At 61.8% G+C, this 26,094-nt stretch carries 25 protein-coding genes; 16 read left to right on the top strand and 9 right to left on the bottom strand.

Annotated features, from left to right (window positions below; translation table 11 throughout):
- The first annotated feature begins 11 nt into the window (after positions 1-11).
- From ACZYTC_RS24505 to ACZYTC_RS24495, 3 genes are all read left to right on the top strand, one after another.
- Positions 12-539 carry a cytochrome P460 family protein gene (locus ACZYTC_RS24505; RefSeq protein WP_488990774.1) on the top strand — a complete coding sequence of 176 codons (528 nt, stop codon included), beginning with the start codon at positions 12-14 and terminating at the stop codon, positions 537-539.
- 32 nt (positions 540-571) lie between these two features.
- Positions 572-1,099 carry an isoprenylcysteine carboxyl methyltransferase family protein gene (locus ACZYTC_RS24500; RefSeq protein WP_488990773.1) on the top strand — a complete coding sequence of 176 codons (528 nt, stop codon included), beginning with the start codon at positions 572-574 and terminating at the stop codon, positions 1,097-1,099.
- 61 nt (positions 1,100-1,160) lie between these two features.
- A complete protein-coding gene (locus tag ACZYTC_RS24495) occupies positions 1,161-1,946 on the top strand; it encodes an alpha/beta fold hydrolase (protein ID WP_488990772.1) in 786 nt (261 codons plus the stop codon).
- Positions 1,947-2,080: 134 nt separating this feature from the next.
- On the opposite strand, the gene ACZYTC_RS24490 is transcribed toward ACZYTC_RS24495, so the two are convergent.
- Both ACZYTC_RS24490 and ACZYTC_RS24485 read right to left on the bottom strand, forming a co-directional pair.
- Positions 2,081-2,434 carry a hypothetical protein gene (locus tag ACZYTC_RS24490; protein WP_434960991.1) on the bottom strand — a complete coding sequence of 118 codons (354 nt, stop codon included), beginning with the start codon at positions 2,432-2,434 and terminating at the stop codon, positions 2,081-2,083.
- Between the two features lie 68 nt (positions 2,435-2,502).
- On the bottom strand, positions 2,503-2,925 hold the full coding sequence (locus tag ACZYTC_RS24485) for a hypothetical protein (protein WP_434960992.1): 423 nt from the start codon (positions 2,923-2,925) through the stop codon (positions 2,503-2,505).
- A gap of 393 nt (positions 2,926-3,318) precedes the next feature.
- Here ACZYTC_RS24485 and ACZYTC_RS24480 point away from each other — a divergent pair, with 393 nt between their 5' ends.
- Both ACZYTC_RS24480 and ACZYTC_RS24475 read left to right on the top strand, forming a co-directional pair.
- Positions 3,319-4,272, top strand: a complete 954-nt coding sequence (locus ACZYTC_RS24480; RefSeq protein ID WP_488990771.1) for a helix-turn-helix domain-containing protein — start codon at positions 3,319-3,321, stop codon at positions 4,270-4,272.
- A gap of 582 nt (positions 4,273-4,854) precedes the next feature.
- Positions 4,855-5,646 (top strand): helix-turn-helix domain-containing protein, encoded by a 792-nt coding sequence (locus ACZYTC_RS24475; protein ID WP_434960994.1) that lies wholly within the window; start codon positions 4,855-4,857, stop codon positions 5,644-5,646.
- Positions 5,647-5,806: 160 nt separating this feature from the next.
- Here the strand turns inward: ACZYTC_RS24475 and ACZYTC_RS24470 are convergent, their stop codons facing one another.
- Together ACZYTC_RS24470 and ACZYTC_RS24465 are read right to left on the bottom strand one after the other, a co-directional pair.
- Positions 5,807-6,568: an FkbM family methyltransferase gene (locus ACZYTC_RS24470; protein ID WP_434960995.1), complete on the bottom strand. Its 762-nt coding sequence runs from the start codon at positions 6,566-6,568 to the stop codon at positions 5,807-5,809.
- A gap of 251 nt (positions 6,569-6,819) precedes the next feature.
- Entirely contained in the window at positions 6,820-8,970 is a 2,151-nt protein-coding gene (locus ACZYTC_RS24465; protein WP_488990770.1) for a TonB-dependent receptor plug domain-containing protein, read from the bottom strand.
- 360 nt (positions 8,971-9,330) lie between these two features.
- Here ACZYTC_RS24465 and ACZYTC_RS24460 point away from each other — a divergent pair, with 360 nt between their 5' ends.
- The 4 genes from ACZYTC_RS24460 to tsaA are packed head-to-tail and all read left to right on the top strand — an operon-like array spanning position 9,331 to position 12,741.
- Positions 9,331-10,377 (top strand): iron ABC transporter substrate-binding protein, encoded by a 1,047-nt coding sequence (locus ACZYTC_RS24460; RefSeq protein ID WP_488990769.1) that lies wholly within the window; start codon positions 9,331-9,333, stop codon positions 10,375-10,377.
- Positions 10,377-11,432, top strand: a complete 1,056-nt coding sequence (locus ACZYTC_RS24455; protein ID WP_488990768.1) for a FecCD family ABC transporter permease — start codon at positions 10,377-10,379, stop codon at positions 11,430-11,432. Before ACZYTC_RS24460 ends, ACZYTC_RS24455 begins: the two co-directional genes overlap by 1 nt.
- A complete protein-coding gene (locus ACZYTC_RS24450) occupies positions 11,429-12,244 on the top strand; it encodes an ABC transporter ATP-binding protein (RefSeq protein WP_488990925.1) in 816 nt (271 codons plus the stop codon). The genes ACZYTC_RS24455 and ACZYTC_RS24450 overlap by 4 nt, the downstream gene beginning before the upstream one ends.
- A gap of 2 nt (positions 12,245-12,246) precedes the next feature.
- The gene (gene tsaA / locus ACZYTC_RS24445; protein WP_488990767.1) at positions 12,247-12,741 is read left to right on the top strand and encodes a tRNA (N6-threonylcarbamoyladenosine(37)-N6)-methyltransferase TrmO; all 495 of its coding nucleotides are present in this window, start codon (positions 12,247-12,249) and stop codon (positions 12,739-12,741) included.
- Between the two features lie 64 nt (positions 12,742-12,805).
- Here tsaA and ACZYTC_RS24440 read toward each other — a convergent pair whose 3' ends face one another.
- A complete protein-coding gene (locus ACZYTC_RS24440) occupies positions 12,806-13,453 on the bottom strand; it encodes a pyridoxine/pyridoxamine 5'-phosphate oxidase (RefSeq protein ID WP_488990766.1) in 648 nt (215 codons plus the stop codon).
- A 6-nt stretch (positions 13,454-13,459) separates the two neighbouring features.
- A complete protein-coding gene (locus ACZYTC_RS24435) occupies positions 13,460-14,236 on the bottom strand; it encodes a class I SAM-dependent methyltransferase (protein ID WP_488990765.1) in 777 nt (258 codons plus the stop codon).
- 164 nt (positions 14,237-14,400) lie between these two features.
- Between ACZYTC_RS24435 and ACZYTC_RS24430 the strand changes: the two genes are divergently transcribed.
- Positions 14,401-15,294: a LysR family transcriptional regulator gene (locus ACZYTC_RS24430; protein WP_488990764.1), complete on the top strand. Its 894-nt coding sequence runs from the start codon at positions 14,401-14,403 to the stop codon at positions 15,292-15,294.
- Positions 15,295-15,395: 101 nt separating this feature from the next.
- Here ACZYTC_RS24430 and ACZYTC_RS24425 read toward each other — a convergent pair whose 3' ends face one another.
- The 3 genes from ACZYTC_RS24425 to ACZYTC_RS24415 form a co-directional block, all read right to left on the bottom strand.
- Positions 15,396-16,895, bottom strand: a complete 1,500-nt coding sequence (locus ACZYTC_RS24425) for an aldehyde dehydrogenase family protein (protein ID WP_488990763.1) — start codon at positions 16,893-16,895, stop codon at positions 15,396-15,398.
- Positions 16,896-17,196: 301 nt separating this feature from the next.
- Positions 17,197-17,802, bottom strand: a complete 606-nt coding sequence (locus tag ACZYTC_RS24420; protein ID WP_488990762.1) for a cysteine hydrolase family protein — start codon at positions 17,800-17,802, stop codon at positions 17,197-17,199.
- A gap of 184 nt (positions 17,803-17,986) precedes the next feature.
- Positions 17,987-18,193, bottom strand: a complete 207-nt coding sequence (locus tag ACZYTC_RS24415) for a TOBE domain-containing protein (protein WP_434961005.1) — start codon at positions 18,191-18,193, stop codon at positions 17,987-17,989.
- 128 nt (positions 18,194-18,321) lie between these two features.
- Between ACZYTC_RS24415 and ACZYTC_RS24410 the strand changes: the two genes are divergently transcribed.
- The 6 genes from ACZYTC_RS24410 to ACZYTC_RS24385 all read left to right on the top strand — a co-directional run bounded on the left by ACZYTC_RS24410 (position 18,322) and on the right by ACZYTC_RS24385 (position 25,894).
- Positions 18,322-18,714: a winged helix-turn-helix domain-containing protein gene (locus ACZYTC_RS24410; RefSeq protein ID WP_488990761.1), complete on the top strand. Its 393-nt coding sequence runs from the start codon at positions 18,322-18,324 to the stop codon at positions 18,712-18,714.
- Between the two features lie 597 nt (positions 18,715-19,311).
- On the top strand, positions 19,312-19,599 hold the full coding sequence (locus ACZYTC_RS24405; RefSeq protein ID WP_434961007.1) for a hypothetical protein: 288 nt from the start codon (positions 19,312-19,314) through the stop codon (positions 19,597-19,599).
- Between the two features lie 268 nt (positions 19,600-19,867).
- Positions 19,868-22,693, top strand: a complete 2,826-nt coding sequence (locus ACZYTC_RS24400; protein WP_488990760.1) for a xanthine dehydrogenase family protein molybdopterin-binding subunit — start codon at positions 19,868-19,870, stop codon at positions 22,691-22,693.
- Entirely contained in the window at positions 22,690-23,235 is a 546-nt protein-coding gene (locus ACZYTC_RS24395; RefSeq protein ID WP_441773641.1) for a (2Fe-2S)-binding protein, read from the top strand. The genes ACZYTC_RS24400 and ACZYTC_RS24395 overlap by 4 nt, the downstream gene beginning before the upstream one ends.
- 7 nt (positions 23,236-23,242) lie before the next feature.
- Positions 23,243-24,526: a cytochrome c gene (locus ACZYTC_RS24390; protein ID WP_488990759.1), complete on the top strand. Its 1,284-nt coding sequence runs from the start codon at positions 23,243-23,245 to the stop codon at positions 24,524-24,526.
- Positions 24,527-24,730: 204 nt separating this feature from the next.
- Positions 24,731-25,894 carry an ABC transporter substrate-binding protein gene (locus ACZYTC_RS24385; protein ID WP_488990758.1) on the top strand — a complete coding sequence of 388 codons (1,164 nt, stop codon included), beginning with the start codon at positions 24,731-24,733 and terminating at the stop codon, positions 25,892-25,894.
- Positions 25,895-26,094: the final 200 nt, after the last annotated feature.

Here is a 26,094-nt window from a genome sequence, read left to right as displayed (position 1 = left end):
GGACTTCCACGATGAAGACCTCAGTGACCATGCCTTTGGCCGGTGCCTGCCTCGTGGCTGTGGTCGTCGCTGCGGCCGGAGCGCTCGCCCAGGATACGGAAGCCCCGAAGAGCGCATCCAAGCCGGCCTCGCCGATCTACGGCGTCACCATTCCGAACGGCTACCGGCAATGGGAATTGGTGGCGCCGGCGCTGGAGCACGAGCCCCTCAACGAGCTGCGCACTGTCCTCGGCAACAAGACCGCGATCGACGCCTATCGTGCCGGGACCCTGCCCTTCCCCGACGGGACCATTCTGGTCAAGCTTGCCTGGAAGCGTGTGCAGTCGCCGGAATTCGAATCCGCCTTGGTACCAGGGCCGGCAACGACGGTGCAGGTCATGGTCAAGGATTCCAGGAAATATGCCGCCACCGGCGGCTGGGGGTTCGGGCGCTTCATCGACGGCAAGCCTGTGGACCTAGCCCAACACGAGACCTGCTTTGCCTGCCACGAGGCGCGCGTGAAAGCGCGTGACTATGTCTTTACCAAGCTGGCGCCATAAGGCGCCCTGCTCCTGACGATCCGGGAATTCACATGCCGCCCCATCTCATCCTCTTCGCCGTCGCCGCCTTTGCCTGGCGCCTCCTTACGCTCGCGATTTCGGCGCGGCACGAAAAGGCCTTGAAGAGGGATGGCGCGCAGGAATATGGCGCGAAGAACAGCATCCTCCTCGCGGTCTTTCACGTGATCTATTACGTCTGCGCGATCGTCGAGTCGACGGCCAGATCGCATCAGCCGAACGCCCTTGTGTCCGCGGGCGGCATCGCGATCTACATCGCATCCACTTTCGTCCTCGTTTCGGTGATCCGTTCGCTCGGCGGGCTATGGACGATCAAGATCGTCATCAGCCCGCAGCATCGGCGGGTTCAGAGCGGCCTGTTCTCGTTCGTGCGGCACCCCAACTACTTTCTGAATATCCTGCCCGAACTCATTGGTTTTGCACTGGCTCTCAACGCCTATTGGACGCTGGTGATCGGCATTCCCCTCTATTTCATCCCCCTGGTGACCCGCATCCGGCAGGAAGAAGCCGCGATGCGCGAGACCTTCGCTCCCGATCTGTAAACGCCCGATTTCATCTTCCCGCCCAAGATCCGGTGCGGGTGACAACCCGAAGGAAAGTCCGATGAAGAAGTTCGTGAGAGGGCTGGCCGTCGCCGGCGCCCTGTTGCTGAGTGCGCCCGCTCTGGCCGAGACAGCCAAGCCAACCGTGGTTCTCGTGCATGGCGCCTTTGCCGACGCCTCGAGCTGGAACGGCGTGATCCAGCGCCTCGAAAAGGACGGCTACCCCGTCGTCGCCGCCGCCAATCCGCTGCGCAGCGTGCGCGGTGACGCCGACTCCGTGGCCAGCCTGATCGACAGCATCAAGACGCCCGTGGTCCTGGTCGGCCATTCCTATGGCGGCTCGGTCATCAGCGAGGCCGCCGCCGGAAAGGCCAATGTCCAAGCCCTCGTCTATGTCGCGGCCTTTGCGCCGGAAACGGGCGAGACCGCCATCGGGCTCAGCGGCAAGTTCCCGGGCTCGACGCTCGGGCCGACACTCGCCCCGCCGGTGTCGACCTCGGGCGGCGGCAAGGATCTCTATATCCAGCAGGCCAAATTCCCCGACCAGTTCGCCGCGGATGTTCCCAAGGCCGAGGCGAAGCTGATGGCCGCCACGCAGCGGCCGATCACCGAAGCCGCGCTCGGCGAGGCCTCGACCGAGACGGCCTGGAAGACGATCCCCTCCTGGTTCGTCTATGGCGACAAGGACCTCAACATCCCGCCCCAGGCCCTGGCCTTCATGGCGGACCGCGCCCATTCCAAGCAGACCGTGGTGGTCAAGGGCGCCTCGCATGTGGTGATGGTGTCGAACCCGGCAGTTGTCGCCAAGCTAATCGAAGCCGCTGCCCAGGCTTCGCCGGGCAAATAGGCTGCCTGTGCCTGCCATGCATATGGGCCTCGCGTGCTATCAATGTCCCACAGCGTCCGTCGATGCCGAGAATTTCAATGAACGGAAACCGCCCGGGTTTCGGGCCTGGACGGTTTCATCCAAGTTCAGATCGATCAGTTTTCAAAGAAGGCCCAACGCGTACCATTCCACTGGAAATAATAGGAGCGGCCAGCATACATGGCATAGCTATATCTACCACCGCGCGACGATGTAAAATATATCGAAAATTGGCGGCAACCATTTACGACCGTGGAACTGCCTGTCCAGACCGAATAACTCACAGAATTGCTTTCACTGCCATCTGGATAGGCGCAGGTAACGGAGAATGGAAGCAATACGCTGCGCCCGCCACTGTTGATCGCACTGATCCGGACACCGCCGGCTTGGGCAGGTATCACGGCCAAACCCAAATTAATCGCCGCGAACGTGAGTACACAGGCTGCTTTGGCGCAAAGAAAGCGGATCATCGTTCATACCGTTCGGAAAGATACATCTTTGTGGTTGAAGCCTTGGGCCTCCGCTGCAGAAGGCTTGTCTAGTCGCCGGCCACCATGTCCGTAAAACAGGAGGCAATGGCTCTATTGGCACCGAGTTTCATTGCCCATGCGAAAATCGCAGGCGCTTCGCTCTTATCGGCGACGCCTCCCCAGACATCCTTGAATTTAGGGGCACCGGACGAGGTCTCGAAAAAGAAATAGCCCGGATCAGCCACGGGTACGTTCGCATATACCACGGTCCAGCTGGCCGCCTGCATGAATTTCGTAACGTCAACCTTGGATGGTCGAACCTTCGCGTTGAGGTTCCCTGCGATAAGCTTCGCATAGTCGGTTCGCCGCTGTTTTGTCAGATGGGTATCGACTCCGTCGCAGGGGGACGCCGCAAAGGCTGGGGCAGATATCAGATAGAACGCGCCGATAATCGAACCGAATGAAGCGACTTTTCTGAAGGTAGGCACCATAAAAATATTCTCCATACTGAGAGTTTTTTATTTAAAAAATAAAGTCTTTATCGAAAAGCTATAAAATAATTACCATTAATTTTTGTTAAATTACACAAAACATATATTATTTTTGATAATATCATTTAACTACATTTATTATATATTTTATCTAGACACCGATGACAATATTATCTACCAGAATGTTCTCGGTTTGTAATAAGCCGATGCGAAATTTGTCGTTGAAAGCGCAGGTAATGATCGGATCGTGATAAATCGCAAGAATGTAGTAGTTTTCTGAAAGGTTGCGTGCAGCGCATGGGGGAAGCCGAATGAAGCGTATCGGGCCGGCCTCTCCAGCATCGAAGAAGCGGCATTATGCTATCCAGGCTGGAACTTGATATTCGAGATCTTATGGGTGCCCTGAAGTCGACGCCGGTCATTCGTGACGGGAGTGTATGGGACCCGCATCAGTCAACGCTCATCGGCGATTCATATATCAAGGTGGATGAAGCCTGCGTCCTGTGCATCCTTAGTGTACATGTATTTCAGCCATTCATCAGCCGCATTATACGTGGCGACTACATAACGATCCAATATCTGCAGGTCAGCGGAAACTATTTCCACCACCATAGCGGGCAGATTCAACAGGTTCACTCAGGATCGGTCTCGCTGACTGCGGCTCCGATGTCTGTCACCGAGATCCGTCAGCTTCGCCCGTCAGCATCCACCATCGCCACGAGAGCCATCTGCATTCATATCGCACGTGACCATCTTGTCGGGTCATTCGGACTGCGGCCCGACTTCTGGCGCGACGAATATCGCGACGCTTTCTTCAATGTGGGAGCGTCTTCGCTTTCCATCGCGACGCCCCTCACGCCCGAGATGTGGATCATCCTCGACGCCCTGATCGACTGCAAGTTCGACGAGCCGATCCGCAGCATCTACCTGAAAGCCAAGGCCGTCGAATTGCTGGCTCTGACCGTTGTGCAATTCAACAATTTCGAACTCCCAGGCGGCACCGCGCAGCTTGCTTCGGCAGCCAGAGATCAGAGACTGATCGATATCGCCGCTCTCATCTATCGTCGAGAACTCAACAATCCTCCATCGGTCGAAGAATTGAGCCGACGTGTCGGGATCAACCGCAACAAGCTCACGGCCGGTTTCCAATCGGCTTTCGGACTGACCCCCGCTGATTTTTCACGCCGGCTCCGTCTCGAATGGGCCGCGCGGCGGCTTTCCGAGGGGCTCGATATCAGGCAGGCCGCCGCGGAGGTGGGCTATGACAGCGTGCCCGCATTCGGGCGCGCCTTCCGGCAGCATCACGGCAGGGTACCGTCCGAACTTTCTCCCCCGCCGGCCGATTGACTGAAATTACCCGGATAGCTGGCTGCCTGAAGCGGCATCGCACCGCCCGATCCCCACTACCTTTTTCCTTTCGATGTCGTCGAAAGGGCCGCAGTGTCTTACCCAGCCGGGGATCGAGATCCCGCCAGAATTACCAAGAAAAGGCCAGAATGACAAAAAGGTGCAATTTTGTGAAATCCAGTGATATCAAAGAGTTAGTTATAACTTGAACCCTTGCGGGCCGAAAGGATAGCTCTTGGATGGGGGTAATATTATGAGGTCGGCGTTCGCCATACGTAGCCCGGCTTCGATCTGTGGGGCATGGCTGCGAAGCAGCCAATCATCCGGCATTCCAGCGCGAGGAAGCTCTGTGTCGATTCTGCTTTGGAGGAATGCTTTCCTCCAATGGCCGGCTTCGATCACCGCGCTGAGGAGACGCCTGGGATACGCATCAGATCGAGGTTTGCCAGAGCTGCGTCGGGTCGCGCCGCCTCTTTGCGACAGTCAGATCGTCCTGCTGCCCCCAGGACAAGGTGTTGAACGGGCATGCTCAGAGGCGTTCCGGACGAATGGGGTCCAAAATACGAGTCCGATGGGGGGGCGATGACGCGGTCCCACACTGGTCCGAATGCGATCGGGTATACGGCGCCCGTGCATATGGCCCTGGTGCTGCTGACGCCCCAGCCAGGCAGGGAACTCGCGCTCAACAGCGATCGCAGGACCGTGGGTGTGGCCCCTGCCGGCTCGCTTGAGATCATTCCCGCCTCGGCTGAGGTATTCGCCTGCTGGAAAGTCGAAAAGCAGAGCCTGCTGGTCGCGGTCGATCCCGGCCGCCTGGCGCGGCTGGCCGGTGCGGAGTTCGACAAGGATTGCTTCGAGCTCCACCCACCACAGCTGGGAACGGTCGACCGCCACGCCCATGCCCTCGCGCAATCCATGCGATATGAACTCGAGAACGCGGCTCTGAGCTTCGAGGAAAGTCTTGATGCCCTGATCACGCTGTTCTCCACCCATCTCCTGCGCAATTACTCATCGCTAAGGCCGCACTCGTCTCCTTCCCTCAATGGGGGCCTATCTCCGGCTACCTGGCGCAAGGTAAACGACTTCATTCAGGCGCATCTGGGCGAAACCTTGTCTCTCGAAAAGCTCGCTTCGATCGCACATTTGTCGCCAAGCCATTTCGCCCGGGCCTTCGGGCAGACGGCCGGACAATCGCCCCATGGTTATGTCGTGACGTCCCGATTGGCGCGGGCTCGTGAATTGATCGTCAACACCGACTTGCCGTTGAGCCAGATCGCGTCGAGTGTCGGTTTTGCCAATCACTCCCACATGACGATGCGGATGAAACGCCTATGGGGTGCGACACCTGCCGAATATCGGCGCCAGCAACGCTGAGACAGCGAGCGTGTCGCCTGCAGCGCCACTTTCTACCCATTCACACCCAGAGGAAGCCATCATTCCAGGCAAACCGGCCCGCCATCGGAACGCCCGAAAGCGCAGTGGCCGCCAAGATGGTTACGGGAATTGCCCGTATACCCCTTGCGCCGCCCGTCCTTCAATTCTCCCGCGCAGCCTTGACGACGCGTCCGAGGAATTCGACCAGCCGTGGCTCGAAGCGTTCGCCGAGGAGGCAGAGGCAATCATGGCGGTCGTAGATGATGTGATAACCGAGTTTTTCGAGAAACTCGCCAATCGCCCGTGAGGCTTCGGCCGTAAGCGCCACATGCTCGAACAGGATCGCCGAGGGACGGTGGCGGTCAAAATCAAAGGTGCGCAAGACAATGTCGTCGCAGCCTTCGACATCGATCACCAACAGGTCAGCCGTCTCGAATCCGGTTTCCCGGCAGAGCGAGTCGAGCCTGCGTGTCGTAACCGGCACGGTCTCGATCATTCCGGGCAGATCATCATATTTGAGTTCGTGCATCATGATGGTCGGCAGCGAGAAGCTGCTCAACACGTCCTCGCCGCGGACAATGTGGAAGTCACGCGTCCCCTCCTCCGGCCAGATCGCCTCATCGCGGAAGATCAGTCCGTCACGCGTGCCGTAATGGGTACGCAGCCGCTCCATCGCCGCCGGCACCGGCTCGACCAGCAGGCCGCGCCAGCCACCCTGGATGACGTGCCGGCTGATGGGATCGCCGCGCATGCCGTCATTGGCGCCGACCTGCACGAAGGTGAGCGGCGCCGCATCGGGCTCGATCATCGCAAGCACATAGTCGACGATCTCGGCAAAGACGTACTTCGTGTTGCGCGGCTCCTTCTGGCAGAACACGGAACTCGAAAGGCCGGCAACGCCGGGATAGGCAGGTCGATTCATCGCTGCTCGTCACTTTCCTTCATCGTGGCGAAGCGGCATCCTACGCCGCAGGACATGATCCCCTCGGGTGCGACTGTTTGCCGGACGCCAGCGGCCGGTGCGAGGCTGGACGAAGATCATGCCTCCACCGCCCATGATCGTCAGGGTGGCCCCGGACCATAGAAAACCGATGCGGAGATTACCAGGATAATGGCCATCTCCGGCCCGGGAACGAACACGGCCTCCCTCAGGACAACGGCCAGCCGACAGGATCAGAACGTCGCCGTCATGCTGACGAAGAAGTTGCGGCCGGGCTCCAGAAAGCCATAGGCAAGCTGATAGTCGGTATCGAAGATGTTGCGGATACCCGCATCGAACTGCAGGTTCTGGGAGGCCTTGTAGCTGACGTTCAAATTCGCCAGCGCAAAGCCCTCGGTCTTGAAGAAGTTGTTCTCCAGGCGGTCCGTCGACCAGCGCGAACTGTAGAGCTCGAGGCTTGGCCGCACCGTGAAATTGTCCCAGGGGAGCCATTCGACATAGAGATAGGCGATGTTGCCCGGGGTTCCGACCGGCTGTAGCCCGGGCCGCTGGGGATCCATCAGCCTGCGCTTGAGATAGGTGTAGCGGGCTCCCAGCGTCAGGTCGGAGCGGGCCGCCCATTCGCCATAGAGTTCGACGCCGTAGGTGCGGCCGTCGCCGACATTCTGGTTCTGGATCTTGTTGCCGCCGATGGAAACAGACTGGATGACGTTCTTGAGATCGCTGTAGAACACCGAACCGCCCAGTTGCACGCCTTCCAGAGGCTTGCCGGCCCAGCCGATCTCGTAATTGGTCGCCCGTTCTGGCTTCAGGCTCGGATTGGGCAGGGCGTCGCCAAAGCGCGTGCTGAAGCGCTCGAACAGGGTCGGAAAACGGGAGCGCGACGAGACGCTGGCGTGGAACTGCGAAGCCTCGCTCTGGCGGTAGATGCTGGCGAGCTGCCAGTTGAAGGCATGGCTGCCGCCTGTCGGATAGTCGAACCGGCCGAGCGTCGTATTATAGTCCTGCGCTCTCTTGATATCGTTGAGATCGTAGCTGACGCCGGCGACGAAATCGAGCTTGTCGGTGGCGTGGAAGGTGTCCTCGACGGCAAAGGACCAGGTATCCTCGGATGTGCGCTGCCACGGCTCCATGACGGCGGAAACGCCGGGCCGGTTGTGTTGGCGCTCCTGGTGGACGTCACGGCGGAAGTGGATCGCCGCCTTCAGCGTGTTCATCGCAATGAGGTCTGTGCCACCTTCGAGGCTGAAGCCATAGGCATGGTCGCGATAATAGCTGTCGAAGGAACGTGTCGTCGTCTGGGTCGTATGACTGTAGTCGTCATAGGCCTGCAGCAGGTTGTCGAACGTGTTGTAATAGGCCCGCGTCTTGATGTAGGAGGCCTCGCCGATTGCCGTCTTGGAGTTGAAGGCAAGGCTGGAGATGTTCCAGTAGGGCCATTCCCAGTCGCGCTGATAGGCCGTGCCGGGTGGCAACGGCATCGGCGTGATCCCGCGCACCGGTTCATAGATCGAATAGGGCGCGGCCTTCTCGCCGCCCTGGCGCGTATAGCTCACGACATATTCATCGGTGTCGTTGGGCGTAAAGCCGAGCTTGAAATTGGCGCGCCAGTCCTTGACGTTGGTGAAGTTGCGGCGACCGCCCTTTTCGATCGGCCCACCCGCACCGATCGACACCGGATCGAAGCTGCGCGGCAGGAACCAGCCATTGCTGGTGCGGTAGGAGCCGTTGGCCATCAGGTAGAAATGATCCTGCTTGATGCCCACCGATCCGGAGGTGGTGAAGCCCGCCAGGGCACCGGTGTTGCCGGCATCGATCCCCAGCCGCAATTCGCCCTCATAGGCCTTGGTCGGCTTGCGGGTAACCAGATTGATCGCGCCGCCCATGCCGCCGGGACCGCTGAGCACGGAGACATAACCCTTCTGCACCTGGATCTCGGCGAGATCCGGCGTCAGGAAGCGGCCGAAGTCGATACGGTTGTCTGCCGGCAGATAGACGCGGACGCCGTCGATATAGAGGGGAACCTGGAAGCGGTCGAAGCCGCGGATATAGATCAGCCTCTCGTTGCGGCTGCCGCCTGTATTGGAGACTTCGACGCCCGGCATCGTCGCCAAAGCATCATCGAGCGTATTGCGGTTGCTTTTCTGGATATCCGTAGCGGTAACGGTGCTCCGTGATATCGACTGGCCACCGATGTCGGAATTGCTGGCCTGCGACGGCAGGGTGCCGAGGACGAAGACCGGATCCAGCTCTATGGGCTGTTCGGCCTGGCCCTGGGCCGGTTTCTTTTTCTTGGTATCGGTCGCTTCCTGGGCTCCCGCCCCAGACAGCAGGACAGCATTCGACAGCAGCAATACGGCAACACTCGACAACAGTCGGCGCATCAGGATCCCCCAGCCCTTTAGACGGCTTGCTGCTCCAAAGCCTCCGGGATGGAAGCCGCCCCTTGGAACGCAAACGTTATGCTTGATGGAATACAACGAAGTGCCATGCAATCAAGTCCTCCCCTGCAATTTTGTTTCAGGAAAGGAAAAGTAGCCGTCAAAATCAACCGAAAAGAGATTAAATCACGCCCTCCCTTCATGTTCCCTCGACGATAGGAACGCGAGCCGAGAAGCGTTCCTTCATCGTGCGACGGTCACGATTCCCGGCTGCGATCTGTGGCCGCGGCAGCCAGGCGGGCCTTGACCGGGATATCCATCCAACCATAACGATTGGTGAACTTCCGCGATGGAGACGTTTCGATGCTTCGGCGCTCATTCCTGTCAGCTCTGGCGGCGACGCTGCTTGTCGTTCTGCCACAGTCCGGCATTGCCCAGACGCGGACATTCGTCGACGCGGCCGGTCGCAGCGTCGAGCTGCCGGTCGCCATTCATCGCGCCATGGCGGCAGGACCCCCTGCTTCCGTTCTGCTCTACGCCATCGCGCCCGAGAAGATGGTCGGCTGGGTTCGGGCGCCATCGGCAGAGGAAAAGGCGTTCCTTGCGATTCCCTACCGCGATCTGCCGGCCCATGGACGGCTGACCGGCAAGGGCAATACGGCCAATATCGAAGCGGTCCTGGCGCTGAAACCCGATGTGATCATCGATGTGGGAACCGTCGACGGCACCTACGCCTCACTCGCCAACCGGGTGCAGCAGCAGACCGGCATTCCCTATGTCCTGATCGACGGCCGCTTCGCCAAGTCGGCCGATAGCCTGCGCAAGCTCGGCGATATTCTCGGCGAGCCCGGGCGGGCGGACGAATTGGTCCGGTTTGCCGACGAGGCAACACGCCGCCTCGATACAGCAGTGAAAGCCATCCCGGCCGGCGAGCGGCCGCATGTCTATTACGGCCGCGGCCCCGATGGTCTGGAGACCGGGCTTGCCGGCTCGATCAATACGGAGGTCCTGGAAGCGGTCGGCGCAACCAATGTCGCCGATGCCGCCGGTGCCGGCGGCCTTGCCCGAGTGTCCATGGAGCAATTGCTCGCCTGGAATCCCGACATCATCCTGACACTCGACCGGAACTTCCAGGCCAAGGTCGCGACAGATCCGGTCTGGGCCAGCATTACGGCGGTGAAGAACCACCGGGTCTACCAGGCACCGGCTCTGCCGTTCGGTTGGTTCGATGCGCCGCCCGGCATCAATCGCATCATCGGCGTGGCCTGGCTGACATCGGTGCTCTATCCCGGCCGTACGGACATCGACCTTCGGCAGGAAACAAGGACCTTCTACCACCTGTTCTATCATGTCGAACTCACCGAGCCCCAGCTCGACAGCCTGCTCGCTACCGCGACGGGAAAGCCGTAATGGCCGGGCGCAGGAGCCTGCACAAAGCCTTGCCCGGCGGACGGTCCCCGCACGCCTGGGCTTCGTTCCCGATCGCCTTCGCGCTCCTGGTGATCGTGGTACTGATCTCCCTCGGCACCGGAAAATACAGTGTTTCGCCGCCGGATATCGTCAGGGTAATCTGGTCCAGGCTGTCCGGCCTTCCCAGTGGCCTCGATGCGACGATCGACACCGTGGTCTGGCAAGTGAGGCTGCCACGCGTGATCGCCGGATTCCTGATCGGTGCATCCCTTGCGACGGCTGGGGCCGTTTACCAGGGACTGTTTCGCAACCCGCTCGTCTCGCCCGATCTTCTCGGCGTGTCGGCCGGCGCCAGCCTCGGCGCGGTCGCGGCCATCTTCCTTGGCTTATCGGTTGCCGTGATCCAGGCCATGGCCTTTGCCGGCGGGCTTGCCGCTGTCGGGCTCGTCTATATCGTGGGATCCTCGATCCGCCAGGGCGATCCAGTCCTGCTCCTGGTCCTGGCCGGCGTTGCAATCGGCGCGCTGCTCGGCTCCAGCATCTCCCTGCTCAAGGTGCTCGCCGATCCCTACAACCAGTTACCGGCAATCACCTTCTGGCTGCTCGGAAGCCTTGCCAGCGTAACACCGGCGGACGTCGCCTCGATCCTGCCGGCTATCATCATCGGCCTCGTCCCGATCATTCTGCTACGCTGGCGCATGAACCCGATGGCCCTCGACGACGAGGAAGCCCGCGCACTCGGCCTGGCAACGGGCCATCTTCGGCTCACCCTGGTCGCGGCCGCGACCTTGATGACGGCGGCGGCGGTCTCGGTCTGCGGCATCATCGGCTGGATCGGCCTCCTGGTGCCGCATGTGGCGCGTATGATGACCGGACCGGAGTTCTCGCGCCTGCTTCCGGCCTCCCTCATTTTGGGAGGTGGCTTTCTCATCGGCGTCGATACGCTGGCGCGCTCGATGGCGCAGATCGAAATACCGCTCGGCATCTTGACCGCCGCGATCGGTGCACCCTTCTTCCTCTGTATGCTGGCGAGGACAAGGCGAGGATGGCAATGATGCTGGAGGCGGTCGATCTGGCCTTCGGATATCGCGGCACGCTTGTGGGGAGCGGCGTAACCCTGGCGGCCCGGCAAGGCGAGGTTCTGTGCCTGCTCGGGCCTAATGGCTGCGGCAAGACCACCTTGTTCAAGACGCTGCTCGGCCTGATTCCGGCCCAGGGCGGGCGGCTGACCCTGGACGGACGCGACATCCGCGCTTTCAGCCGCGCCGAATTTGCCCGCCACATCGGCTATGTCCCGCAGGCGAACGCCGCCTATTTCCCCTTCAGCGTGATCGACGTCGTCCTGATGGGCCGGGCAAGCCGCATTCCCACATTCGCGGCCCCCTCCAGTCACGATCGCGAGATTGCCTGGGATGCGCTCGATATGCTCGGCATCCGCGAACTCGGCACGCGTTCCTACACGCAGATCAGCGGTGGCGAGCGCCAGATGGTGTTGATCGCCCGTGCCTTGGCGCAGCAACCGGCCCTGATCGTCATGGACGAGCCGACTGCCAGTCTCGATTTTGGCAATCAGTCCCGGGTGCTCGAGCGCATTCGTGCGATGGCAGGGTCAGGCCTTGGCGTGATCCTCTCCACCCACGATCCCAGTCACGCCTTCGCCTGCGGCGATCGCGTTGCCCTGATGCGCAAGGGGCGGCTCGATGCAGTCGGCCCACCCTCCGACGTCATGACGCCCGCCCTCCTGGAAAAGCTCTATGGCGTTGGGGTCGCCATCGAGTTCCTGGCATCGGCCGGCCGGCACATCTGCGTTCCCATCCTTGCCGCTGCGCAGCTTCCCGCCACGGCAAGCCAGACAAGGAGGACCTGAGCATGGTTCGCGAAAGCGAAATTAGACAAAATGAGGTAGCGGTTTCCCCTCCCGAGCTGACCGATGCGGGGCTGGTCTTCATTGGTCGCATCCTGACGCCATGGACGTCGAGGCTGATGGCCCCGCGGCAGGGCCGGCCGGATGGGCCGGTCTGCCGCATCGAGATCTTCGAGCCATGGCAGGCGGCGCTCGACGGAATCGACCGTTTCGAGCGCCTGGAGGTCCTCTACTGGCTGCATCTGTCGCGCCGCGATCTCGTCCGCCAGAGTCCGGCCAATGACGGCACCACCCATGGCACGTTCGCACTTCGCTCGCCGGTCCGCCCGAACCCGATCGGCACCTCGATCGTGACGCTCGTGGCTCGCGAAGGATCGACATTGCTGGTCCGCGGGCTCGATTGCCTCAACGGCACTCCCTTGCTGGATCTCAAGCCCGATCGCACCCTGTTCAAGCCGATCGCACCCGAGCAACCCGGCGATCGGGAGACGCAGGCCTGACGCCCGCCTCTCCCCAAGGCGCGCTGTTTTATGCGAAACGCTGCGAGGGGGCGGGACGCTTCTATCACGGCCACAGCTTTTCGCGCGACCATCCCACCGCTTCCCGCCGGTAGCGCAGACGCCAATGCCGACGTTCCGCGTCGCCTTGCCAAAATTCCACCTCCTGCGGCGCCACGATGAAAAGGCTCCAATGCGGCGCAATCAGATCCGGTCTTTCCAGTATGCGGTCCTGCAGCAGTGCGAGTGCGTCCTCCAGATCCTTGGCGGATGTCAGCGGCTCACTTTGCCTGGCGGCGAGCGCAATCGCCCGCGCACCCGCCGGCCGGGCGAGAAAGTCGACATCACGCTCATGCACATCGGCCCGCTCAACCAAGCCACGAATACGCACCTGGCGTCCGAGCCGTGACCAATAAAAAGTCAGGGCCACCTGGGGATTGTGCGCGATCTGACGTCCTTTCGGGCCCTGATCGGTGGATGCAAAATGCCAGCCGCGATGATCGAGATTCTTGAGGATGAGAACACGCGCATCGGGCGCCCCCTCCTCATCGACCGTCGAGAGCACCATGGCATGCGGTTCATCCACACCGGCCTCGACGGCATCGCGGAACCAAGAGGCAAACAAGAGCCGCGGTTCTCCCGGCACCCCATCCATGTCGAAGGTCGGGAGGGGACCGGCGAGCGACTTCAAGGCACGTAATTCGTCCTTCATCATCCCACCTCACGGCCTCGATATGATCAGCCGCAAGGATCCTTCGAAGAAAGGCTGGCTGCGGAGTTCGCCATAGCGCCTGTCCCAGCTTCCATCCTTCAGGTCGCGGCTGAGATCGGCAACGAATCGCTCGCCGACGGCAGGGTCGACGAAACTCCACGCCGAGTTGGCAAGCCGTGCGCCGGGCTCGAGCAGACGTTCCGGCCTGCCGTAATAAGCCTCGCCGAACCCGTCGATGCAGCCCAGCGGGATGGGCACCGGCCTGACCTCGATATCGCCTGCGAGCGCATCGGCAATGGACGCCATGCTTGGATAACGCCGGGCCTCGACGGCGATCATCTCCGGGGCGTAGGCCTGCAGCCAGGAACGTTCCAGCGCATCGGGATCGCAGCTGAGAACCAGAACCGGCCCACGCGTGACGCGGCGCATCTCCCTCAGACCTTGCTTGAGATCCGCCCATTGATGGACCGTAAATGTCGCCATGCTGGCATCGAAACTCCGGTCGGGGAAAGGTAGGTGTTCGGCCGTTGCATCGAGTGCCGTCGACAGATGAGCCGGCCGCTGCGCCCGCATCGAGGCAGAGGGCTCGACCGCCGTCACCTTGCGGTCGACCGGTTCGTAGGAGCCCGCGCCGGCGCCGACATTGAGTACGGTTGCCGCGTCGCCCAGGGCCTCCAGGATGAATTGGGCGATGCGGGGATCCGGCTGGCGATAGGTCCGGTAGCCGCTGCCGATCACGCCGTAATTCGCATCGCCGGCGCTGCCGTCTTGGTATCTGCCATGCATATCCCGTCTCCCGTGTTTGCATGGAACAAGGCGGACGGCCCACTCGCCGGCCTGTCTTCCTCCGTTCCAAAAATGGCTAGTCTCATCTGTCGCGAGGTAGAAAACACTATGACTTACATGGTGAAAATCGATATGATCGAACACTCAATGTTCGGAAAAGGCACATGGCAAGGCATATCCCCTCGCTGAACGCGTTGCGTGCCTTCGAGGCGGCGGGCCGTCATGGCCTGATGACGCGCGCAGCCGACGAACTCAACGTCACCCACAGCGCGGTCAGTCGCCAGATACGGCATCTGGAGCAGGTGCTGGGCGTGCCGCTTTTCGAAGGCCCGAAGAACAGGCTGCGCCTGACTGACGCCGGCTCGACATTGCTGTCCGGGCTCGCGAAGGCTTTCGACCAGATCGACATGTCGGTTCGCTCGGTGGCCGACATCGAGCAAGGCCCGCTCGACATATCCTGCCCCGGCACGTTCACCATGCGCTGGCTCATTCCGCGGCTCTATCGCTTCCAGGCCGAATACCCCGAAATCGAGGTGCGCCTGACGGCATCGTCCCGCCCCGTCGATTTCAGCAGGGACGGTTTCGACGTCGCCATACGCGTCGGGGCGGCGCCGTGGCCTGAAGGAGCCGAAATCATCGAGCTGTTTCCCGAACAGACCGGTCCCGTGCTCGCGCCGCCGCTGGCGACGGCATCAGCCGGCGGGCTCAACGCCATCCCACAGCTCCACACCCGAACACGCCTGCGGGCATGGGGCGACTGGCATTCGCGCTCGGGGCAATCGATCCAGGCCGGGCCGCGCGTCGAATACGAGCATTTCTATTTCATGCTGGAAGCGGCGAGAGCCGGCCTCGGTGTCTGCGTCGCACCCTGGCCCTATGTCAGCGAGGACATCCATTCCGGCCGGCTGCAAGCACCGATGGGCTTCCTCGACAGTGGCCACGACTATGTCGCCCTGCGCCGGGCGAGACGCAATCGCAAGTCCAGCCTGTTTTGTGACTGGCTTCGCGCCGAAGCCGGCGCCTTTCTGAAATCCGACCCGCCACCGTCGAACATCTGAGGGCGCCATTCGACGGCACCCTCGGCGTTGAAGATCTCGATGACAGGGCGCAGGAGCGCCCTATCATCATATCGCTGCTCCCGGCGGCTCGGGCGGCCCCCTCAGAGCCTAGCCGCCACCGCCTTGGTCTCGGTGTAGTGCTCCATGACTTCCTTGCCCATCTCGCGACCCCAGCCGGATTGCTTGTAGCCGCCGAACGGCCAGGCCGGGTCGCCGTAATTATGGGTGTTGATGCAGATGGTGCCCGCCTTGATCTTGCGGGCCATCATATGGGCGACCTTGAGATTGCGGGTCCAGACGCTGGCCTGCAGGCCATATTCGGTGTCGTTGGCAAAGCGCGCGACCGCATCGAGATCGTCGTCGTCATAGGATTGGACGCAGACCACCGGCCCGAAGATCTCCTCGCGCACCACGCGCATGCTCCGATTGGTCTGGGCCAGCACCGTCGGCTCGACGAAGTAGCCCTGGTTGCCGATGATGCTGCCACCGGTCACGACCTCCGCCCCTTCTTCCCGGCCTGATTGTAGGAAGCCGGTAACTCTCTGGTGCTGCTCCTTGGAAACCAGCGGGCCGAGATTGACGCTCGGATCCAGGCCGTGGCCGACCTTCAGCTTGCCTGCCGCTTCCGAGACGCCCGCGACCACCCGGTCATAGATCGACTTGTGGGCGAACAGACGGGACCCGGCGGTGCAGCACTGCCCCTGATTGTAGAAAATCGCATCGGCCGTGCCGGCGATAGCGAGATCGAGATCGGCGTCGGGAAAGACGATGGCGGGCGACTTGCCGCCGAGCTCGAGCGATACGCGCTTGAGGTTGCCCGCCGCCGCCCGCACGATGATCTTGCCGACCTCGGTCGAGCCCGTGAAAGCGATCTTGTCGACATCGGGATGCTCGGCAAGGGCTGCGCCGGCGGTCTCACCGAACCCGGTCACGATGTTGACGACACCGGCCGGGAATCCGGCCTCCTGGATGAGCTCGCCGAAGCGCAAGGCGGACAACGGGGTTTGCTCCGCCGGCTTGAGGATGATGGTGCAGCCCGAGGCAAGAGCCGGCGCCAGCTTCCACGCCGCCATCATCAAGGGAAAGTTCCAGGGAATGATCTGACCAACCACGCCGACCGGCTCGCGCAGCGTATAGGCGTGCCAGTTGCCTGCGCTCGACACCGGTATGGTCTCGCCATTGAGGCGCGTCGCCCAACCGGCCATGTAGCGAAACATGTCGATCGAACCCTGGACGTCGCCCCGGCGCGCATTGGTCACGGGCTTGCCATTGTCGAGCGCTTCGAGTTCGGCGAACTCGTCTGCATGCTGCTCCAGCAGGTCGCCGAGCCGCCAGACGAGCCGGGAACGCTCGGCGGGCGAGATCCGCGACCACGGTCCCGTCTCGAAGGCCCGGCGTGCGGCGGCAACCGCAAGATCGATATCGGCCTTGTCTCCGGCCGGCACCTCGGCGATCTTCTCCTCGGTCGCGGGATCTTCGACAGCGAAGGTCTTGCCGCTCCGGGCATCGACCCATTCTCCATCGATCAGGAGCTTGTGCCGCTTGGCGAGAAACGCCGCCGCGGCGGAACCGAGCGACGGTTTGCGGATTGCAATATTCATAAAGTCCTCCCTTGTTCAAAGATTTATCGGCATTGATTGTATTCAATTGGATACAACGCTGGTGCCGAGCCTGTGTGACGGCACGCCAATTTCGCTAACGCTGGGCGAGCGAGGGATTGGACTCCAGCAGCGATCCACGAACACCGTAATAGTCATACATATATAGCGATAGGCAAAATACTGCCGGATGGCAACCGCTCTTCTCCGGCGGCATCGGGCGGGCGTCGACAAGGAAAGCCTGGTTTGGTGTCTTGGCGGACGCTGTCATCGATGGCGCCTGGCCCGGCAACCCGAGGACGACCTACGCCCCTGCCAGGGCGGCCAGGAAATCGGCGTGCTTCATCGGCTTTGAAAACATCGGATAGTTCTTCTCGACAGCCAGCCTCTGCTCCTCTTCGCTGAGGGTGGCCGTACAATCCGTCAGCGTGATGACGTCGTACCCCTTCTCGTAGCCTGTCCTCATGGTCGACTCGACACAGCAATTGGTCAGGAAGCCGCTAAGCGCGATGGTCGAGATGCCACGGCTGCGCAGGATGAAATCGAGGTTGGTGGTGGCAAAGCCGCACAGCCCTCGTTTGCCCTCGACGACGATGTCTTCCGCTGCCGGCTTCAGGATCTCGACGATCTCGGCGCCCCAACTTCCCTTCCTGAACGACTTGCTGTCGACGACGCCCTTGAGGATGCCATAGGGGCTGGGGCTGAGTTCATGATAATCCTCGGTGAAGGTGATCGGCGCATAGACGATCGTCGCGCCAGCCGCGCGGGCCTGCTTCACGGTCTCCAACGTGTTGGCCAGCATGTTCGTCTGCTCCATCACGGGCTTGACCGCCGCGTGCAGGGTGCCACCCTCGGTGGTGAAATCATTCTGGTATTCGATGAGAACGACGGCAGTCGATTTCGGATCCATTGTTTCTCTCCGGATGGCAGGGATCGAGTTCGCCTGGCGACGGCGGAGCGCCAGCCGGCAGCGCTATATATCACTCAATATTGCGCTTCGCGCGAAATTCCGCCGCCCCTTGCCATTGGCATGGTCGTTTGAAGCCGGCACGCCGGTAAGTGCCTACTACCGGGGAAACCGTTCCGATCCAGTTTCAATCGATGGCGATCATCACATCCGAGGCCTTGATGGCCGCATAGGCGTCTTGGCCTTTCTGGAGTTTCAGCGCATCCACAGCCTCATTGGTGATCGAAGCGGTCACGATGGTGCCGCCGACGTCGAGCCGCACATGCGCGGTCGTCGCCCCTTTTACGATATCCACGATCTTGCCCTTGAGCGTGTTCCGTGCGCTGATCTTCATCGAACATCTCCAATGCAGAGGAAGGGCGGAAATTTGCCGGCACCGACAATCGCGCTGACAGCTTTCTACGATGCCACTATATTTTGTAACGAACCAGATAGGCGAAACACGAACGCTGGCGAAACACCGTGCCGTCCCTGAGCCTGCGCATAGATCTTGACCCTGAAGGCCGCATTGGCCCCGGAAAAATCGAGCTTCTCGAGAATATCGCTTCGCTCGGTTCGATCTCGGCGGCCGGCCGTGCCATGGGCATGTCTTATCGCCGTGCCTGGGATCTGGTGGAGGAAATCAACCAGATCTTCGGCAAGCCCGTCGCCACGCGTCAGATCGGTGGCAAGAATGGCGGCGGGGCCGTACTCACGCCTCTGGGCCTCGCCCTCATCGCTCGCTTTCGCGCCATCGAGCGGGCCGTCAGCGATGTTGCACGTGATCACATCGCGGCCTTGCAGAACGAGATCGCACACCAACCAGCCCATGAGGCTCGGGCAGCGCCATCGGCGAGGATAAAGACGAAGAACTAGGCTCTTGGGTTCAGTTCAACCTGACCCGCTTCATTGAACAGAACTCGACCCGGCATTCGGCCTGCTCGATGGATGTCAACGCCTGTCGACATATCAGGGTCATGCGCTACGCGCACAGGGGCATACTCGTTGCGGCAGCATCCTACTTCGCCGCAATGCTCGTTCCTTCTTTCCCTCAACTCAATTCGGAATCTGAATGTGAATTGATCCAGGGTTTCAGTCACCTCGCCTTCATCGCGTGCAATTGGTCATGACTGATCAAGACGTCATCCGTAATACGGGATGCATGATTGAAAAAATACACGCAATGCGTGTGCATGATCGGTGATAGACTTCGCCGTCGGTGTGCGGCTCACCACGGCCACCGGCACGGCCCTGTCGGCGCCATTCACCTAGTCCGACAGGGCCACCCTCTCTCGACCTTGCAGGAATCGAGATGAAGCACTTTGAAGATCTGCACGAATGCTCGGTCAGCCGCCGTGACGCTGGCGTGAATGACGCATCGAGGGCCATGCGCCGCCGGAGCGCCCCGCACGATGACGGCCAGCGACCACGGCTTAACTCGCTTATCCCAGGTCCGGCTTCGGAGACGCTGCAATGGCCGCCATCGATCCCCTCACCGCCGGCGCCGTCCTGCTGGCAACCGCCGCCACGGATGCGGTCTATGTCATGTTCACCGCTGCGGTGGTGGCCCGCAAGCGCGTGCCGGCCGCGACCTGGAGCAGTGTCTGGTATCTGCTGTCGTCCTATGCGGTCATCAGCTACACCGAGAACTGGGCCTATGTCGCTTTTGCAGCGCTAGGCTCGTGGCTCGGCGCCTACGCCTCGATTACCTTCCTACACCGCCCGCCTGGCGGCCCGCCCGTTGGTGCGGCACCAGACTAGACAATCGACAAGGGAGGGCCGTCATTGCCGGCCGTATCGCCTCACGAAATCCCGAGGTCCTCGGACCCTGGCACGCAAGCTCGAAGTCAACGCAGTAGATCTCGGTGTCGCGTTGCGTGTTGTGCCATCCTCCAATTCGATCCTGCGCGCCGGTCCATCATTCACTGACGGGCCAGCTCGCAATTCCCCAGAACAGGATTGTAATAAATTACTTCCGTGATCTAAGCTGATGACCGAAAGTGACCCACGCAGTCATGGAGGCAACGCTATGAAAGCGGCTCTTTCGCGCAGGGATTTCCTGAAGGCAGGCGTGGCTGCCGGCGTGGCGATCAAGATATCATTCCTGGGCCCCACCGCCGATGCGCGATTGATCGAGACGCCGCCGCGGCCAGGGCCGGATTGGCTGAACGGCCGGGGCAAGCCAAGATACCGCCTCGATGCGATCGCCAAGGTTACCGGTGAAAAGACCTTCTCGCGCGACTATCGCGCCCGCGATCTCGAAGGGTGGCCCAAGGAGCAATCGCATGCCTTCCTGCTGCATGCGACCAGAACGGACCTGGCGTTTGACGGCATCGACCTCAAGGTGCTGGGCGAGGATCTCAAGCCGGACCGGCTGGTGCTGTACCAGGATCTTGTCGCCGACGGCATCGAGATTCCGGTACCGGGCTTCTATGGCGACGTTTTCCTTGTGCCGAAAGGGCAGACGGCACGCCTGCTCGGCCAGCCCGTGGCCCTGCTCGTCTATCACGATTTTGCCCGCTACGACGCCGCCAAGCGCTTGACGCGCTTCGATGACACTGTCGTGCGCTATGGTGGCAAGGCAGCCTCGACCACACCCGGTCCCTATGCCTCCGCGCGCTATGTGCGTATCGACGGCGGCGATCCTTTTGCGGAGGATCGCTATTCATCGCTGAAGGACACCGTGATCCGGGCAGGCTTCAAGGGCGACGAGCCGCAATGGCCACCGGCCGGCAACGCTGACGCCATGGCGCGCGGCATGGCCGCAGCAGCCGAAATCGAGCGCGAGATCGCGGCCGCGGGTGATGATGCCCTGGTGCTGAAGCGTAGCTACTTCTCCCAGTCGACCGACGCCTCGGCCATGGAGGCCGACAATGGCAATGTCTGGTACGATCCGGCAAGCGGGATCCTGCATGCCATGATCGCGACGCAGTCGCCTTATGAGGTCGCGGAAGTCGCGGCCCAGATGGTGTCGAAGTCGAAACATCCTTTGAAGGAGGTCGATCTTCGGGTCGGCTACACCGTGGGCTATGGCACCAAGGATCACGCGATCTTCCCCTTCTATTGCGTGCTCGCCGGGCTCTACGGCAATGGCCGCCCGGTGCGGCTGGCAAACGACCGCTACGAGCAGTTCCAGATGGGGCTGAAGCGCCACGCCTTCTGGATGGACAATGTGCTGCTGGTGGACCGAAAGACCGGGCAGTTCCGCGCCATGACCGGCCGCTACAAGAATGACGGCGGCGGGCGCGAGAATTTCTCGGCCTCGGTCGGTGCTGTCGGGGCAACCGCCGGACAATCGATCTATTACCTGCCGAAAAGTGATTTCTCGGCGGCGGCGGTTGCATCGCGTGCCGTCGACGCAGGCTCGACCCGAGGCTACGGCACGCTGCAATCGATGTCGGCGACCGAGATGATGGTCGACGAGGCGGCCGAATTGATCGGCATGGACGTCATGGATCTGCGGCTGAAGAACGTTCTGCGTTCCGGCATGAAGAACACGCAAGGCGCTATTCCCGCCGGGGCCATGCGTCATGAGGAGATCATTCTCAAGGCACGCGAACATCCCTTATGGAGCGAGCGGCAGAAGAAGAAGGCAGCGTTCGAAACCGCCAATCCGGGCAAGAAATATGGCGTTGGCTACGGCCACGTACACAAGGATTACGGCACCGGCGCCGAGGCTGCCTTCGCTGCCATCGAGTTCGATGCCAAGGGACGCCTGAGGCTCGTCCATGTCGCGCATGAGATCGGCACCGGCGTGACCACCTCCCAGGCCATCATGGTGGCCGATATGCTCGGCGTGGCACCGGACGACACCGAATATGGCAAGGTCCGCTGGCCGCAAATGCCGCTCGAGACCACCGACCAGCCCTATACCATGTCGCAGGCCGAGGAAGACCAGCGCAGGCAGAATCCGCGCTGGACCCCCTCCTTCACCTCGCCCATGAGCGCTTCCAACAGCGTCTATTATCTCGGCCATGCCACGCGCGAGGCGGCACGGGCCATTATCGACCTCGCCATCTGGCCAGCGGCGCGGGCGCTGTGGTCACGCGGCATCGGCGGCGGCCAGATGGCTCCGGAGGCGGTGCGCCGTGACGACCTCAGGCTTGCCGGCGGGAAGGTCAATGCCGCGGGCCTGCAGCCACTTTCCTTTGCCGAGGTTGCGGCCGAAGCGCATCATCAGGGGCTCGTCACCGGGGTGACGGTCCACACCTTCAATCGCTGGCAATGGGCGGAGGCGGAGTTCGACCTCGGCGTGATCGGCCAGCACCGTTTTGCCATCGACGCGCTGGCCGTGCGATATGGCGATGGTGCGCCAGCCGAACGCAAAGCGCTGATGACCTTGGATGGCTGGCAGTTCGTAGATCGCAAGGCGGTGTCCTATCCGCCTGTCCAGCGCAACAATGCGGGCGTGACCTATTATACGCCCATGGCTACCCTCGCCGAGATCGTCGTCGACACCGCCACCGGTGAGATCTCCCTGCTGTCGCATCATTCCATCATGGATTGCGGCCGGCATATCGTGCCGGAACTGGTCTCCGGCCAGATCCAGGGCGGCCTTGCCATGGGTATCGGCCACGCCCTCAAGGAATATCTGCCGCTTTACGAAGACGGCCCGGGCGACGGCACCTGGAACTGGAACCGCTACGAGCTCCCGATGGCGGGGGATGTTGCCGTGTGGTCGCAGACCGTCGAGATCCTGCCGGCGCTTTCCGAGACCGACCCGCCCAGGGGCATGGCGGAGGTGGTGATGATCGCGGTCGTCCCCGCCATTGCCAATGCCGTCGCACACGCTATCGGCAAGCGTTTCTACAACCTGCCTATCACGTCGGAAAAGATCCTGGAGGCGCTGGCATGACACTCGCGTCCAAGCAACTTTCGCTCACCATCAACGACAAGGCTGTCGGCCCCATCGACGTGCCCGAAACCATGATGATGCAGGATTTCCTCTACGAGTATCTCAACCTGACCGGCTCGCGCATGGGCTGCGGCCAGGGCATATGCCATGCCTGCACCGTGATCGTGGAAAAAGATGATGGCGTGCTCGAGGAAATGCGCACCTGCATCGTCGGCGCCCAGTGGTTCGCCGGCCGGAAGGTAAGGACCGTGGAAGGGCACGCCAAGCGCGACGCCAACGGCGCGATTACCCAGCTTTCACCTGTCCAGCTGGCCTTCATCGAACATTTTTCGTTCCAGTGCGGCTATTGCACGCCAGGCTTCGTGACGGCAGCGACCGTTCTCCTGGACCAGCTCGAACGCAAGCCGATCCCGCGTGCCGAGCTCGAGCAGACGATCACGGACACGCTCGGCAGGCATATTTGTCGCTGTACCGGCTATGTACGCTATTTCGAGGCGGTGCGCGATCTTGCTCTCAATACCCCTGGCTTGGTGAAGGCGTAGCGCAGCCATGATGAGAAAACTGCTCTGGACGATTGCCGGCGGAATCGTGCTGGGGGCGGCCGTCGCAAGTGCGATCTTGCTGGGCCTGTTCGAAAAAAGCGTGGTCGCCAAGGATATTGAGCAGCCGCTTACGGCCGATGAGATGAAGACGTTCGCCAAGCGGGGCGCCTATGTCGCCGTTGCGGCCGACTGCTATGCCTGCCACACGGCCAAGGGCGGCGCGCCCTGGGCCGGCGGCCTGCCTTTCCAGACCCCGTTCGGCACGATCTATGCAACCAACATCTCGCCTGACAAGGACAATGGCATCGGTAATTGGACGCGTGCGGAATTCCATCGGGCCGTGCGCGACGGGGTAGGCAAGCAAGGCCACCTTTATCCGGCGATGCCCTATGCGTCCTACCGCAAGATGACAGCCGAGGATGTCGATGCGGTCTATGCCTTTCTGATGACGCGCGAACCGATGAAGGTCGAGAACAAGAAGAACGAGCTGAACTTCCCATTCAACATCCGCCAGACCTTGACGGTCTGGAATCTCGTCAACCTGTCCTCCGATGTCTCGACGGCAGATCCGGCACGTTCTCCCGTCTGGAATCGCGGGCGTTATCTGACCGATGCGCTTGCCCATTGCGGGGAATGCCACACGCCGCGCAATGTGCTGCAGGGCATGAGGAAGGATGCTTATCTCCAGGGTTCGGTCATCGAGGGCGCGCACGCGCCAGACATCACCAGGAATGGCCTCGAGCGCATGGGCTTTACCTCGCTAGTGCTCGCTACTTTCATGAAATCGGGCCTCTCGGCACAGGGCGCGATGACCGGCCAGATGTTCGAGGTCGTACATTTCTCCACGCAATATATGACGCCTGACGACCTCAACGCCTTGTCGGCCTATCTTTTCGATCTCGACGACGCCTCGAAAGGACAGACGCCGACACCATCGCCCGCGATCTCGGTGGCGCCCGAGGTCACGGCTTCGGCCAAGCCGACCTATCTCGCGCTCTGCTCGGGCTGCCATGGCGCCGAGGGCCAGGGTATCCCGCATGTCGTGGTGCCACTCGCCACCAATGCGACCCTGCGATTGACCAGCGCGCGCAATCTCGTGCGTGCTGTGGTCGACGGCATTCCGGCGCAGCGCTTTCCCGGGCTGGAGCGCATGCAGCCGATGCCGGGCTTCGGCCATCAGCTCGACGATCGCAGCCTGGCTGATCTGGTGAACTGGATGCGCCAGACCTGGGGCAATCAGGAGTCCAAGCTGACAGCGGAAGACGTCAAAAAGCTGCGCGAGAACCATTGAAGCGTTTCTGGCGCAGACGAACGCTCAGCGGGCAAGATCGAAATTACCGTATGGCTTGCCTTAACCATACAGATCGGCGGAATTGTCTGAAACTGTTCCTGTCCCCCTCGAATTCGCAGCTGTATGTGGTTGTCCTCAAGCCGCATGGACGCTTTGGTCGGAGATTGCGGAACGGCACCCCATCACGTCAGGAGAGGTCAAGGCATGAACACGTCGCCATCTCCGCCTGGCGTGGGGCCAGTTGACGGCTCGACCGTGCAGATCGGTGCCCTGGTTCCGCTAAGCCGGCCTGGCTGGGTCGAGGCAGGCCGGCATTTGCTTGCCGGACTCGAATTGGCCGTTGGCGAGGTCAATGCGGCCGGCGGGATCGCCGGAAGGCCGCTCGAACTGCTGGTCCGAGATACAGCGGCTGACCCGCAACGAAGCGTGGCGGCGGTCGATGAATTGGACCGCTTGGGCGTGGCTGCCCTGGTGGGGGAGTATCACAGCGTGGCCGCTCGCGCCGCGGCGGGCAGGGCCGATGCCCTCGGCCTGCCGTTTCTCTGCTCGTCTGCGGTTCTCGACGCACTCACCGAACAGCCGATACACGGGGTCGCGCGCCTCGCCCCGGCACAGTCCCACGGCTGGCAGGTCTATGCAGACTTTCTCCTCGGCGCAGGCCACAGTCGGATCGCCGTAGCAGCCCAGCCAAGTGTCTATTGGGCCTCCGGAGCCCGCATTCTGCGAGACTATCTGTCTCCACGCGGCGTCACCGTCATCGAACTCGACATGCACTCGCTTATCCCCGCTGCGATGTGCGACAAACTCGCCGACATGCGCACGACAGCCCTGCTTTTGCTGGTCGGGTATCCGGAGCCGGCCGTGTCGATCGTCAAGGCCGTTCGCCGCGATCAACGTCTCGCCACGATGATGATCGGTGCTCCGGCCGGGCAACCGGAGTTCGCCGAATGGGCGAGGTTGCTGGGTGACGAGGGCACCGCCATCCCGTTCTTGCGCTATCTGCCCGAGCGCCTCGGCCCGCTCGGCACCCGCATCGAGACGGCCCTGCGCGAACGGCTGGCCGAAGCTCCCTCCTTCGTCGCCTTCGAGGGCTACGACACGATCGCCGTTCTCGCCGCGGCGTCGCGTGCTCACGGCGTGAACCGGGCGCGCATTGCCGGATCCTGGCCGTGCGTAGCCGTTGAAGGCACCCGCGGGCGGATCCAATTCTCCCGCGCGCCGGGCATCGGCGTTTGGCAATGGACTTGGCCGCCAGTCCACGTGGTTGACCGAGATCCGGCGGCGCCAGATCGTTTTCGGATCCTTTACACCCGGAAGGCGCTGAGGTCCGATTGCTGCTTTGATGACGCGTCTCGCGACAAACGATGAAGCGGTCGAGGCCAAGCTGTTTTGTGTCCCCTGTCTATTGGGGCGTTCCCCCCCCCCCAGAGTTTTACAGCCATCGCCCTTTCTCGTATCGAGGGCGGGCGGCCCGGGCGCTTGCCCTTGGCTCGAATGGTGACAATGTCATTCTCTATGCGCTCCGAGATCCGTCACCCCGCCTGCTGCTGCTGATTCCCCGATCGACG

The sequence above is a fragment of the Labrys sp. F242 genome (assembly GCF_057813875.1).
Note: the sequence above shows the minus strand (reverse complement) of the source record. Positions and strands in the feature narration are given on the sequence as shown.